A 12,992-nucleotide genomic window follows, 5' to 3' on the forward strand; every position below is an offset into this window, starting at 1 on the left:
CACAGGGAGACGCCCATGATCATCGACCCATCCCGCGCCCTGCCGGGGCGCGAGTCACCGCTGTCGATCAGCGGCGTGCACGCCGTCACCGGTCGCTCCATGCTGCCGCCCTTTCCCGAAGGGCACGAAGAGATCGTGCTCGGCCTGGGCTGTTTCTGGGGCGCCGAGCGTCTCTTCTGGGAGCTGCCGGGCGTCTACGTCACGGCGGTGGGGTATGCCGGCGGGGTGACGCCCAACCCCACCTACGAGGAGACCTGCACCGGCCTGACCGGCCACGCCGAGGTGGTGCGCGTGGTCTTCGATCCCGCCCGGCTCGCGCTGGAGGAACTCTTGCGGGTGTTCTGGGAGGCCCACGACCCCACTCAGGGCATGCGCCAGGGCAACGATGTCGGCAGCCAGTACCGTTCGGCGATCTACACCACTCGCGAGGCGCAGCGGGACGTGGCCGAGCGCAGCCGCGATGCCTACCAGCGTGCCCTCGACCGGGCGGGCCGGGGGCGCATCACCACCGAGATCGCGCCCCTCGAGGCCTTCTACCCGGCCGAGGAGTACCATCAGCAGTACCTGCACAAGAATCCCCTCGGTTACTGCGGCCTCAAGGGCACGGGCGTCAGCTGTCCGATCTGACGCGGCGACTGTCCCGCGGCTGACAGGGCACGGGAGGGGTGGCCCAGTCGGTCAGCTCCTTGGCCAGGCGACGAGAGAGCCAGGGACGCAGGCGGCCCTGGCGCCCCTCGAGGAAGCCGACGTGACCGCCGTGGCGGGCGATCTCCAGGCGCACGGCGTCGCTGGGGGGCGGCAGCCGGGTGAAGAGGTCGCGGGATGTGAAGGGGTCGTCCTCGGCATGCAGGATCAAGGTCGGCAGCTCGATCTCGCCGAGCAGGCGTCCCGCCGAGGCGCGACGATAGTAGTCGTCGGCGTCGTCGAAGTCGTGCAGGGGGGCGGTGACCGCGTCGTCATAGGCGCGCAGGCTGCGAAGGCCCGCCAGCTGACGGGCGTCGAGGGAGAGCGGAAAGTCGTCGTCGGCCAGCTTGCGGCGCACCTTGGCCTTGAGCGAGCGAAGCAGGTGGCGCTCGTAGACCCGCGCGAACCCTCGGTGCAGGCTGTCGGCACTGGCGGCAAGGTCGAGCGGGGCGCTGATCACGATGGCGCCGGCGAGATCCAGTCCGTCGCCGCCCTGCTCGGCGACCAGCTTGAGCAGCATGTTGCCGCCCAGCGAGACGCCGACGGCCACCTTGAGCGCATGGGGATAGCGGTGGGCCAGCTGGCCGATCAGCCAGTAGGCGTCCGCGGTGTCGCCGCTGTGATAGGCGCGCGGCAGGCGATTGGGCTGGGTGCCGCAGCCGCGGAAGTGCATGAGCACGGCGCGCCAACCGAGGCGAGTAGCGGTGCCCAGCAGCCAGCGCGCATAGGGAGAGGCAAGGGAGCCTTCCAGGCCGTGGAAGAGCACCAGGATCGGCGCCTGCAGGTCGCGCGGCGCCGGCTGGGCCCAGGCGAGTTCGACGAAGTCGCCGTCGGGCAGCTCGAGGATCTCCCGACGGTGGGCAAGGCGCTGGCGTGGCAGCAGGCGCGGCAGCAGTGTCTGCACGTGCGGATTGGCAAGCCCTCGAGGCGGCTGAAAATCGGCAATGTGCAGGTGGCCGGCCATGATGGGTTCACTCGCTGCGCTTAGGGCTCGGGCGTCAGGTTGTCGGCGCCGTGGCGGGTGATCCGCACGTTGTCCTCGATACGGATGCCGCCATGGGAGGCCAGTCGTTCCACCTTGGCCCAGTCGATGTCGGCGGCCACCGACGATTCCCGCAGCGGCGCCAGCAGCATCGGGATCACATAACATCCAGGTTCTATGGTGACCACCATTCCCGCTTCCAGTTCACGCGTCAGTCGTAACGCCGGGTCGGCCTCTGGCGGTGGCAGCGGGGTGCCGTCGGCGGCGCTCCGCCCGGCCACGTCATGTACCTGCAAGCCTAGCAGGTGGCCGAGCCCGTGGGGGCAGAAGGCGCGGGTGATGCCGTTTTCCACGGCGGCCTCGGCGCTGCAGCCGACCAGGCCGTGCTCGACCAGCAGCGCAGCCAGTTCGCGATGCATGCGCTGGTGCAGGGCGACGAAGGAGACGCCCGGTGCCAGGCTCGCCACCAGGCGGTCTTTGAGCGCCGTCATGCCAGCGATAAGCGTGGCGAAGAGCGGCTCGGCGTCGGGCCCGGCCCAACTGCGGGTGATGTCGGCGCAGTAGCCACGATGGCGATGCCCCGCATCCACCAGCAGGCTGTGGCGCCGGGCCGGCGGGGCGGTGTCATAGTGCTGGTAGTGCAGTACGCCCCCGTGGGCGTTGAGGCCCACGATGTTGCCGTAGGGCACCTCGCTCTCGCGCTGCCGCGAGGCGGCGAGATAGGCGAGCTGGATATCGAGCTCGGCTGCGTGGCCGTCGAGAAAGGCGTCGCGGGCCGCCCGGTGGCCGGCCATGGCCTGGCGATTGGCGTCGCGCAGGCACGCGACCTCGTAGTCGCTCTTGCGCACCCGCCCCTCGTCCAACTCGGCGGTGAGCCTCGGCGGATTGAGCGCTGCGCCGAGGGAGGCGGCGATCTCGGGGGCTACCTCGCCAAGTATCGCGTAGCGACCGGCGGGCAGGGTCGGGGGCTGCTCGAAACGCCCTTTTTCGATCACGAAGCGATCGACCCAGGCCTCGTCGGGCAGGCGGGCGGGCCGGTGCCAGAAGTCGTCGGGGGCATGGAAATAGAGCCTCGGGCGCTCGCCGGGGCGGATCAGCAGCCAGCAGTGGGCGAGCCCCGGCATCGGCACCCAGTGCAGGAGGTGGGCGTAGGTGGCGAAGCTCGCCGCCTGATCGTCGGCGAAGTGGTAATGCGGGTGACCGCTGTAGAGCAGCACGCCGTCCAGATCGTGGCGGGCTAGTGTGGCGGCGTAGGCGCTCTCGAGGGCGTCCAGGTGGCCTGCATGAAGGGTGTCGAAGTCGGGGGGCATGCTGGGTCTCCGAGTCGGTGCTGTCAGGCGGGCGTGGTCGGCAAGAGGCTCTCCCAGAAGGCGTCCAGTGCCGAGTGGGTGTCGTCGGCCCGGCGGTAGAGGCGAATCTCCAAGGGCACCTGCCAGCGCTCACCCCCGGCGGGCACCAGGGTGCCGGCGGTGAGTGCCTGGCGCACGGCGCGCTCGGGCAGCCAGCCGATGCCGTAGCCCAGGGCGACCAGCTCGCGGATATTGCCGCTCTGGATGCTCTCGTTGAGGATGCTGAAGTCCGGCGTCTCGCCGAGGCGGGCCAGGTGGGCGCGAATGGCGGCGTCGATCAGGCCGCGCGGGTGGTAGGCGATCAGCGGCAGGCGTGCCGCCCCCTCGAGGGCGAAGCGCGGCCGGCCGTCCGCTTCCGGCAGCGAGACGGGAATCAGCCGCTCCTGGCCCAGGGAGTACGAGACGAAGCCTTCGGTATCGGGCTCGGCGCCGCAGGGCGTGCGTGGCCAGTAGCAGAGCACCATGTCGCACTCCTCCCGGGCCAGCGCCCGGAAGTAGTCGTCGGCCAGCCAGCCGGTGGCGCGCAGGTAGGGCGTCACCGGCGAGGGCAGGGGCCACTGGCCGAGCCAGTGGGGCACGAAGTGCACCAGCAGACTCTGCGGTGCGGCGAGTCGGATGTGCCCGTCCTGCTGTTCGGCGAGGTGCGCCAGCCTCCGCCGTCCCTCGGCGACGCGCTGGGTGACGTCGTGACACAGCCCCAGGAACTCCTCGCCGGCGGGGGTGAGCGACAGCGGCAGGGTCTGGCGGTTGATCAGCGTGGTGCCCATCTCCTCCTCGAGCAGCTTGATGCGCCGCGAGAAGGTCGGCTGGGTGACGTTCTGCTGCTCGGCAGCCCGCGAGAAGTGCTGGGTGCGGGCCAGCGCGATGAAGTCTTCCAGCCAGCGTAGTTCCATGTCGTCTCCCAGGGCCGGCGGATACCAAACCGCCCATTATGCCAGAGTCAAAGTGGGCTCAGTCGAGCCGCCCTTCCTCGACGGCATGACAGGCCACCCGGGCGCCGTCGTCACTGGCGATCAGCGCCGGTACTTCCTCGCGGCAGCGTGCGTTGGCGTGGGGGCAGCGGGCATGGAAGACGCAGCCCGAGGGCAGGTTGACCGGCGTGGGCACCTCGCCTTCCAGGCGGATGTGCTGGGGGCGGTCGTCCTCGAGGCGCGGGATCGCCGACATCAACGCCTGGGTGTAGGGGTGGCGCGGCGTCGCGAACAGCGTCGCGGTGGGCGCCACCTCGCAGACCCGGCCCAGGTACATCACCGCCACGCGGGTGCCGAAGTGTTCCACCACGGCGAGGTCGTGGGTGATGAACAGGTAGGTGAGGTGGCGATCGCGCTGGGCGTCCATCAGCAGGTTGAGCACCTGAGCCTGGATGGAGACGTCGAGTGCCGAGATCGGTTCGTCGGCGACGATGAACTCCGGATCCACGGCCAGCGCCCGGGCGATGGCGATGCGCTGCCGCTGGCCGCCGGAGAACTCGTGACCGTAGCGCTTACCCCAGTCGGGCGCGATGCCCACCGAGGCCATCACCTCGGCGACCTGGTCGCGCACCTGCTGCTGGCTCCAGTCGGGGTGGTGCAGGCGGATCGGCTCCTCCAGGGTCTGCTGGATGGTCATGCGCGGGTTGAGCGACGCATAGGGGTTCTGGAAGATCATCTGCATGCGTCGGCGGTAGGGCATCAGAGCCCGGGTCGAGAGGTCGTCGATTCGCGTGCCGTCGTAGCGAATCTCGCCCGCCGACGGGTGCAGCAAGCCCATCACCGTACGCGCCACCGTGGACTTGCCGCAGCCCGACTCGCCGACCACGCAGAGCGCCTCGCCGCGCTGGATCTCCAGGTCGACGCCGTTGATGGCGTGCACGTACTCCTGCTCGCGAACGAGCTTGCCGCCCTTGAACTTGAGCTGCTCGAGGAAGTCGCCGGATAGCGAGAAGCGCTTCTCGAGGCCGCGAATCTCCAGTAGCGGTCGGATGGCCTCGGGGGCCGCTGTCTCGCGCACGGGCGCGGTCGCTGTGGCGGTCATCGTGCTGTCTCCTCGGCCGGGATGCGTTCGCGCTCGAGCATCTCGGCGACCATGTGGCAGGCCACCCGGCAGTTGCCGGAGGTGACGAACTCGGGCACCTGTGAACGACAAGCGGAGCGTTCGCTGCCGTCGACACGCTGCGTAAAACCGCAGCGCGGGTGGAAGGCGCAGCCGCTCGGCAGGTTGTCGAGCGAGGGCATGCTGCCGGGAATCTGGTTGAGGCGGCTGCCCGGGGTGGCCATCTGCGGCAGGGCGTTCATCAGCCCTTGGGTATAGGGGTGCTGGGGGTCGTTGATGATCTCCCGGGTCGGGCCCTGCTCGATCACCCGGCCGGCATACATCACCAGCATGCGCTGGGTCACCTGGCTGACCACCCCCAGGTCGTGAGTGATCAGGATCAGGCCGACGTTGTGCTTCTCGCACAGCTCCAGCAGCAGCGCCATGATCTCGGCCTGGATGGTCACGTCGAGCGCTGTGGTGGGCTCGTCGGCGATGATGATGTCGGGGTCGAGCAGCAGGGCGATGGCAATGATCACACGTTGCCGCATGCCGCCGGAGAGCTCGTGGGGGTACTGGTCGAGGCGCGCCTCGGGCGAGGGGATCTGCACCTGCTCCAGCTTGCGCAGGGCGATGGCGCGTGCCTCGCGGCTGGCGATGCGGCGGTGCGCCTTTAAGCACTCGACCATCTGCTCGCCGATGGTGAGCACCGGGTTGAGCGTCATCATCGGGTCCTGGAAGATCATCGAGATGCGGTGTCCGCGGATCTTGCGCAGCGCCCGGTCGCTCATGCCGGTGAGCTCCTGGCCGTCGAAGCGAATGCTGCCGCCGGCAATATAGCCGGGCTTGGCGATCAGGTTGAGCAGGCTGAAGGCGGCGACCGACTTGCCGGCGCCGGATTCGCCCACGATGCCCAGCCGCTCGCCGCGGTCGAGGCTGAAGCAGACGTCGCGCAGGGCCTTGACGTCGCCGCGGCGCAGAGCAAAGCGCACGTCGAGGTGATTGACTTCGAGAAGTGACATGGGGACTCCTTGGCCTCAGCCCTTGTAGAGGCGCGGGTTGAGCACGTCGCGCAGCCAGTCGCCGAGCAGGTTGATGACCAGCACCAGCGCGACCAGCATGGCGCCGGGGATCAGGGTGATCCACCAGGAGCCGGACTGGATGTAGTCGAAGCCCGACTTGATCAGCGAGCCCAGCGACGGGTGGGTCTCCGGCATGCCCAGCCCCAGGAAGGAGAGCGCGGCCTCGGAGATGATGGCGTTGGCCACCTGTACCGTGGAGATGACGAAGATCGGCGACAGGGTGTTGGGCAGGATGTGGCGGAACATGATGCGCCGGCTGGAGAGCCCCATGGTGCGGGCGGCGTCGACGTACTCCTTGCCCTTCTCGGCGAGCACGGAGGCACGCACGGTACGCGCGTACTGGGGCCACTCGGCCAGGCCGATGATCAGCACCAGCAGCGGCACGGCGTAGTCGCTGAAGGTGGCGCCGCCGAAGATCGCCTTGACCAGGGCACCCACCACGATGGCCACCATCAGCGTGGAGAAGGAGAGCTGGATGTCGGCGAGGCGCATCAGGAAGGCATCGACCCGGCCGCCCAGGTAGCCGGCCAGCAGGCCGAAGCAGACACCCAGGAGGGCCTGCAGGGCCACGGCGCCAAAACCGATGATCAGCGACACCCGCGCCCCGTAGAGGATGGTGGAGAGCAGGTCGCGGCCCTGGGCGTCCGTGCCCATCAGGTAGGCGGGGTCGCTGCCGTCGATCCAGAAGGGCGGCAGCTCCGAGGCGAGGATGTCGATCTGCGCCAGGTCGTAGGGGTTCATCGGCGCCAGCCACGGCGCCAGCACGGCCACCGTTACCAGCACCAGGAAGGCCAGTAGGCTGATCTGGGCGACCAGGTCGCGCTTGAAGCTGTAGAGCAGGTAGGAGTCGCGAAAGCGCGCCCAGCGGCTCGTCACGGGGGGGCTCTCGATGGAGGAGTTCGCAGTGCTCATGCGGGTTTCCCTGTCAGCTTGACGGTGGGGTTGACCAGCCCGTAGATCAGGTCGACCAGGGTATTGGTGATCACGAAGATCAGGCCCACGATCATCAGGTAGGTAACGATCAGCGGAATGTCGGAGCGCTCGATGGCGTCCAGGAACATCAGCCCCATGCCGGGCCACTGGAAGACCGTCTCGGTGAGGATGGTGTAGGCCACCAGGGTGCCGATCTGCACCCCGCCCACGGTGATCACCGGCAGCATGGTGTTCTTCAGCGCGTGCAGGAAGTAGATGCGGCGCAGGCGGATGCCCTTGGCCCGGGCGAACTTGACGTACTCCGACTGCAACACCTCGAGCATCTCCGCACGGATCAGGCGGATGAACAGCGGCAGCATGATCGAGGCCAGCGAAATCGCCGGCAGTACCAGGTAGAGCAGGCCGCGCGGCGAAGCGAAGTTGGTGTACCAGGTGCCGACGACGTGCACCGGATCACCGCGGCCGTAGGCGGGCATGCCGCCCTCGGTGCTGATCAGGCCGTTGAGCCAGGTGCCCCAGGCGGTATCCGCGGGGAAGGGCGACCAGTTCACGCCGATGGCGAACAGCTGGATGAGCACGATGGCCGTCAGGAACACGGGGATCGAGATCCCCACGATGGAGACGCCCATGAAGAAGCGCGACAGCCAGGCCCGCGGCTTGATGGCGCTGTACACGCCGATGGGCACCGAGAGCACGATGATCAGGAAGGTGGCTGCGGCCACCAGTTCCAGCGTCGCCGGCAGGTGCCGGCCGATCACCTCGGTGGTGGGCTGGTTGAAGTTGTAGGAGTAGCCGAAGTCGAGCTGGGCGGCGTTCTTGGCGAAGCGCAGGTATTGCACCAGGAAGGGGTCGTTGAGCCCCAGCTCCTCGCGCAGGGCCTCGCGCTCGCTCTCGGGGACCGACTGGCCGACCATCTGCTGGATGGGGTCGCCGAGGTTGTCCTGGATGGCGAAGGCGATCACGCTGATGACGAACATCACCAGCAGCGCATGGAAGAGGCGCTTGACCAGAAAGGCGATCATGGGGGGCGTCCTGTGGGCAACGCAGGGTGACACGCCCATGGGGGCGTGTCACCGGATCGGGTTCAAGGGGCGGCCGACCCGAGGGCCGGCGCCTGGGTTCACTCGGCGTCGATGACCAAGTCCCCGAGGTAGGGGAAGTTCATGACGTTGAGCACCGGCTCGATGTTCACGTGGGGCGCGGCGGCCCAGGCCAGATCCTGCCAGTGCAGCGGCACGACGGCGGCCTCGTCGAAGAGCGTCTGCTCGACCTGCTGGAGCATCTCGGCGCGCTTCTCGAGATCGACCTCCAGGTTGGCCTCGGCGACCAGCTTGTCGAGCTCCGGGTTGCAGTAGTTGCCGGCGTTGTACTGGCCGGCGCCGGTGTCGGCATCGGGGCAGGCGGTCAGGTACTCGTGGAAGTTGGCACTGTCCTCGGTGTCCGAGTGCCAGCCGATCAACATCATGTCGGCGGCGCGGTCGTCGTACTCGCCCCAGTACTGCGCCTTGGGCAGCGTCTTGAGGTCCACGTCGACGTTGATGCGCGCCAGCATGGCGGCCACCGCCTGGGCGATCTTGGCATCGTTCACGTAGCGGTTGTTGGGCGCCATCATGGTGATCTCGAAGCCATTGGCGTAACCGGCTTCCTCCATGAGTGCCTTCGCCTTGTCGAGGTCATAACGACGCTCGAGCGAGTCGATATGCCCGGCATAGCCTTTCGGCGAGAACTGGGCGGCCGGGGTGGCGAAGCCCTTCATCAGACGGTCGGCGATGCCGTCCTGGTTGACCGCATAGGCAAAGGCCTGACGCACTCGCTCGTCCTGGAAGGCCTCGACGCGCTCCTGGTTCATGTGGAAGAAGATGATGCGTGTGCCCGACATGGTGACCAGTTCGGCGTTATCGCTCTCGCGCACGCGCTCCAGGTCGTTGGGCGGCACCGGGGCGATGAAGTCGACGTCGCCGGAGAGCAGGGCGGCCACGCGGGTGGCGTTCTCGCTGATCGGGGTGAGCACGATGGTGTCGACGTTGCCGGGGGAGTTTTCATCCCAGTAGTCGGCGTTGCGGGCGAATTCCACGCGCACGCCCTGCTGACGCTCGGTGACGGTGTAGGGACCGGTGCCGGAGGCGTTGCGCGAGGCGAAGGAGTTGCCGTTCTTGACGATCTCATCCTTGGGGTCGCCGTCCGCATCCGTGCCCGAGTAGAACTGGCTGTCCAGCGGGAAGATGTAGGTGGCCAGGTTGAGCAGCAGCGGATAGGGCTTGGCGGTCTTGAACTCGACGGTGTGTGCGTCGAGGGCGGTGACGCTCTCGATGGGGGTGAAGATCGCCTTGAAATCCGGGCTGCGCTTGAGGCGCTCGACCGTCCACGCCACGTCCTCGGCGGTGAAGGCGTTGCCGCTGTGAAATTCGACGCCCTCGCGCAGGGTCATGCGCATGGTGGTGTCGTCGACCTGCTCCCAGGCGGTGGCCAGGCGCGGCTCGAAGTCGAGGTCACTCGTCCAGCGCACCAGCGGGTCGTGGGTCATGTGCGAGAGCTGAAGGATGCCCCCGGAGAGCTGCTCGTGGATGTCCAGCGATACCGGGTCGGCGTCGTAGGCCATGCGCAGGGTGGTGTCGGCGGTGGCCACGCTCGGCAGCAGCGCCGCGCCGCTCAGGGTGGCGCCGATCATGCCGGCCAGCAGGGTCTTCTTGAAGGTCATCTGTGGTTCCCTTGTGGGGTTGTTGTAGGCACGCGGCCCGGGCGGCCGCGCCACATGGTGCGACCGACAACATAGAGACCCGCTCGTGAGGAGGACAATCGAAATTCCGACAGGCGCCATGCGCCTGGCGAATAGGTCGCCCACCGGCGACGCCGCAGATCAGTCGCCGGACGGCGCCGTGACGCGCTCGATGCGGTAGAGGGTGGCCACCTGGTCGAGGCCGGTCACGCTGCACTCGAGGTCGCGAATGCGACCATCGTCTAGGCCGTAGATCCAGCCGTGGACCGCCAGCGGCTGCTCGCGCTGCCACGCCTGCTGGATGATCTTGTTGCGGCACAGGTTCATGACCTGGGCCCGGACGTTGAGCTCGCACATGCGATCGACCTGCGCCTCCAGCGGCAACTCGGCCAGGGTGTCGCGGTGCTGGCTGTAGAGTTCGCGCACCGAATGCAGCCACAGATCGACCATGCCGTTGTCGCCCCCGGCAACTGCGGCCTTGACCCCGCCACAGCCATAGTGGCCGACCACCATGATGTGGCGCACTTGGAGTACATCCACGGCATACTGGAGGACCGAGAGGGCATTGAGGTCGTTGTGGTGCACGAGGTTGGCGACGTTGCGGTGCACGAAGACCTCGCCGGGCGGCAGCGAGATGATCTGGTTGGCGGGCACACGGCTATCCGAGCAGCCGATCCACAGGTAGTCGGGGTTCTGCTGGCGGGACAGCCGGGCGAAGAAGTCCGGGTCCTCCTGGTGCATGCGCTGCGACCAGGCGCGGTTGTTGTCGAGCAGGGCAGCGATCTCCTGTTTCATCTCGGCAGGTCCTGTAGGCAATCGGTGGGGGTGGCCAGAGGGTGGCGGGGCTCCAGCGGTGGCCCCGACCTTGTAACCCCGGGGGGTGGCGGCGTCAACCGCGCCCTCCCGGGGCCGCGGGGATGGCTGCTATCATCTCGCCAGTCGAGCGGGGCCGCGGGGATGGCTGCTATCATCTCGCCAGTCGAGCGGGGCCGCCAGCGCCCCGTGTCATCAGCAAGGAGACTGCCGTGTCAGACTTCGATTACGACCTCTTCGTCATCGGTGCCGGTTCCGGCGGCGTACGTGCCGCCCGCACCGCGGCGGCCGCAGGCGCTCGGGTAGCGGTGGCCGAGGATCGCTACCTGGGAGGCACCTGCGTCAACGTGGGCTGCGTGCCCAAGAAGCTCTACTCGTACGCCGCCCACTTCCACGACGCCTTCGACGACAGCGCCGGCTTCGGCTGGACGCTCGCCGAGGCACCGCGCTTCGAGTGGACCACCCTGCGCGACAACAAGGTCAGCGAGATCAAGCGCCTCAATGGCATCTACGCCAACCTGCTGGATAACGCCGGGGTGCGCCTGATTCATGGGCGAGCACGGGTGCAAGATGCCCATCACGTCGAGGTGGCGGGAGAGCGCCTCAGCGCCGAGAAGATCCTGGTAGCGGTGGGCGGCTGGCCCTGGGTGCCGGACTTTCCCGGCAACGAGCACGTGGTGACCTCCAACGAGGTCTTCGATCTGGAGCACTTCCCCGAGCGCTTCCTGGTGCTGGGCGGCGGCTACATCGCCGTGGAGTTCGCCAGCATCTTCAATGGGCTGGGCAGCGATACCCACCTGATCTACCGCGGCGAGCTCTTCCTGCGCGGCTTCGACCAGGAGGTACGCGAGTTCACCCGCGACGAGATGGACAAGAAGGGGGTCCAGGTCCACTTCGGAACCAATATCGAGCGCATCGACCGAGGGGAGAATGGCCTCGCGGTAACCCTGACCAGCGGCGAGCGGCTGGAGGTCGACGCTGTCCTGGCGGCGACGGGGCGTCGCCCCAACCTGGCCGACCTGGGGCTCGACACCCTGGGCGTGGCGCTCAATAGCGACAGCAGCCTGGCGGTCAACGCGCGTTTCGAAACCTCGGTGCCCTCGATCCTCGCCCTGGGCGACGTCAGCGGGGGGCCGGAGCTGACACCGGTGGCGCTGGCCGAGGCGATGCAGCTGGTGCAGCACCATTTCGGCGACACACCGCCCCCGCCGCTGGATTACGAGCGTATCGCCACCGCGGTGTTCTGCCATCCCAACATCGGCACCGTGGGGCTTTCCGAAGACGCCGCCCGCGAGCGCTACGGCGCCATTCGCGTCTACCGCACGGACTTTCGCCCTCTCAAGCACACCCTCTCGGGCAGCCAGGAGCGCTGCCTGATGAAGCTGATCGTCGACGACGCCAGCGACGTGGTGGTGGGCGCGCACATGGTGGGCGAGGAGGCCGGCGAGGTGATCCAGGGCATTGCCATCGCCGTGCGCGCCGGGCTCACCAAGGCGGATTTCGATGCCACCGTGGGTATTCATCCCACCGGCGCCGAAGAGTTCGTGACCCTGCGCACGCCCAGCCGCCACTGAGCCAAGCCGCCGGGGCAGGCGCGCCACCCGTGACGGGCCATCCTTCGGAATGGCCCGCTCCCGTTGGTCCGGCGCGTTGGCAGGAGGTGCCGGCAACGAGCGTGAGCTAAACTGATGAAGGGCGGAGGAGCGAGACAGGACAGCTCCGGCATAACATGCTGTTATGGAATACGCCGCCGGCCATAATGCTCGTTTTGATTTGGCAGTCAGCCCTGCTATCATGGGCGTCGACATCGCTACAGCGAAGCCAGAACATGAACCTGACACCACAGCCCTTCACACCTTCTGCCGACCTTGCCCGCCCCAGCGTGGCGGACGCCGTCGTTGGCAGCGACGCCGCACCGTTGTTCATCCGCAAGCCCAACCCGGACGACGGCTGGGGCATCTACGAGCTGGTCAAGTCCTGTCCGCCGCTGGACGTGAACTCCGCCTACGCCTACCTGCTGCTGGCGACCCAGTTCCGCGACACCTGCGCGGTGGCCACCGACGAAGAGGGCGAGATCGTCGGCTTCGTCTCCGGCTACGTGAAGAGCAACGCCCCCGACACCTACTTCCTGTGGCAGGTGGCCGTGGGCGAGAAGGCACGTGGCACGGGACTCGCCCGGCGCCTGGTCGAGGCGGTGATGACCCGCCCCGAGCTGGCCGAGGTGCATCACCTGGAGACCACGATCACGCCCGACAACCAGGCCTCCTGGGGGCTCTTCCGCCGCCTGGCCGGTCGCTGGCAGGCGCCCCTCAACAGCCGTGAGTACTTCTCCACGGACCAGCTCGGCGGCGAGCATGACCCCGAGAACCTTGTGCGCATCGGTCCCTTCGAGACCGGTCGACTCTGACCCGCCATTCCGACAC

Annotated in this window: 12 protein-coding genes; 3 read left to right on the top strand and 9 right to left on the bottom strand. The window is 68.0% G+C overall.

What is annotated here, in order from left to right; all coding sequences use genetic code 11:
- The first annotated feature begins 15 nt into the window (after window positions 1–15).
- Complete coding sequence (gene msrA, locus FEF15_RS00475; RefSeq protein WP_163557126.1) at window positions 16–627, top strand: peptide-methionine (S)-S-oxide reductase MsrA; 612 nt, start codon at window positions 16–18, stop codon at window positions 625–627.
- On the opposite strand, the gene FEF15_RS00480 is transcribed toward msrA, so the two are convergent.
- From FEF15_RS00480 to can, 9 genes are all read right to left on the bottom strand, one after another.
- Window positions 611–1,648 carry a hydrolase gene (locus FEF15_RS00480; protein ID WP_163557127.1) on the bottom strand — a complete coding sequence of 346 codons (1,038 nt, stop codon included), beginning with the start codon at window positions 1,646–1,648 and terminating at the stop codon, window positions 611–613. The two genes, msrA and FEF15_RS00480, sit on opposite strands and share 17 nt — an antisense overlap.
- 20 nt (window positions 1,649–1,668) lie before the next feature.
- A complete protein-coding gene (pepQ, locus tag FEF15_RS00485; protein WP_163557128.1) occupies window positions 1,669–2,976 on the bottom strand; it encodes a Xaa-Pro dipeptidase in 1,308 nt (435 codons plus the stop codon).
- A gap of 23 nt (window positions 2,977–2,999) precedes the next feature.
- Window positions 3,000–3,908: a LysR family transcriptional regulator gene (locus FEF15_RS00490; protein ID WP_163557129.1), complete on the bottom strand. Its 909-nt coding sequence runs from the start codon at window positions 3,906–3,908 to the stop codon at window positions 3,000–3,002.
- 58 nt (window positions 3,909–3,966) lie between these two features.
- The gene (locus tag FEF15_RS00495) at window positions 3,967–5,028 is read right to left on the bottom strand and encodes an oligopeptide/dipeptide ABC transporter ATP-binding protein (RefSeq protein WP_163557130.1); all 1,062 of its coding nucleotides are present in this window, start codon (window positions 5,026–5,028) and stop codon (window positions 3,967–3,969) included.
- Window positions 5,025–6,047, bottom strand: coding sequence for an ABC transporter ATP-binding protein (locus FEF15_RS00500; protein ID WP_163557131.1), 1,023 nt, complete (start codon window positions 6,045–6,047; stop codon window positions 5,025–5,027). The genes FEF15_RS00495 and FEF15_RS00500 overlap by 4 nt, the downstream gene beginning before the upstream one ends.
- A 15-nt stretch (window positions 6,048–6,062) precedes the next feature.
- Window positions 6,063–7,019, bottom strand: a complete 957-nt coding sequence (locus tag FEF15_RS00505; protein ID WP_163557132.1) for an ABC transporter permease — start codon at window positions 7,017–7,019, stop codon at window positions 6,063–6,065.
- Window positions 7,016–8,062, bottom strand: coding sequence for an ABC transporter permease (locus tag FEF15_RS00510; RefSeq protein ID WP_163557133.1), 1,047 nt, complete (start codon window positions 8,060–8,062; stop codon window positions 7,016–7,018). Before FEF15_RS00510 ends, FEF15_RS00505 begins: the two co-directional genes overlap by 4 nt.
- 98 nt (window positions 8,063–8,160) lie before the next feature.
- A complete protein-coding gene (locus FEF15_RS00515; protein WP_163557134.1) occupies window positions 8,161–9,738 on the bottom strand; it encodes an ABC transporter substrate-binding protein in 1,578 nt (525 codons plus the stop codon).
- Between the two features lie 159 nt (window positions 9,739–9,897).
- Window positions 9,898–10,551 carry a carbonate dehydratase gene (gene can / locus FEF15_RS00520; RefSeq protein ID WP_163557135.1) on the bottom strand — a complete coding sequence of 218 codons (654 nt, stop codon included), beginning with the start codon at window positions 10,549–10,551 and terminating at the stop codon, window positions 9,898–9,900.
- Window positions 10,552–10,781: 230 nt separating this feature from the next.
- Here can and gorA point away from each other — a divergent pair, with 230 nt between their 5' ends.
- Together gorA and ectA are read left to right on the top strand one after the other, a co-directional pair.
- Window positions 10,782–12,143, top strand: coding sequence for a glutathione-disulfide reductase (gene gorA, locus FEF15_RS00525; RefSeq protein ID WP_240454027.1), 1,362 nt, complete (start codon window positions 10,782–10,784; stop codon window positions 12,141–12,143).
- A gap of 254 nt (window positions 12,144–12,397) precedes the next feature.
- On the top strand, window positions 12,398–12,976 hold the full coding sequence (gene ectA / locus FEF15_RS00530) for a diaminobutyrate acetyltransferase (protein ID WP_163557137.1): 579 nt from the start codon (window positions 12,398–12,400) through the stop codon (window positions 12,974–12,976).
- Window positions 12,977–12,992: the final 16 nt, after the last annotated feature.

Origin of the sequence: Halomonas sp. NO4 (genome assembly GCF_010994375.1) — a bacterium.
In the GTDB taxonomy this organism is placed as follows: Bacteria; Pseudomonadota; Gammaproteobacteria; order Pseudomonadales; family Halomonadaceae; genus Halomonas.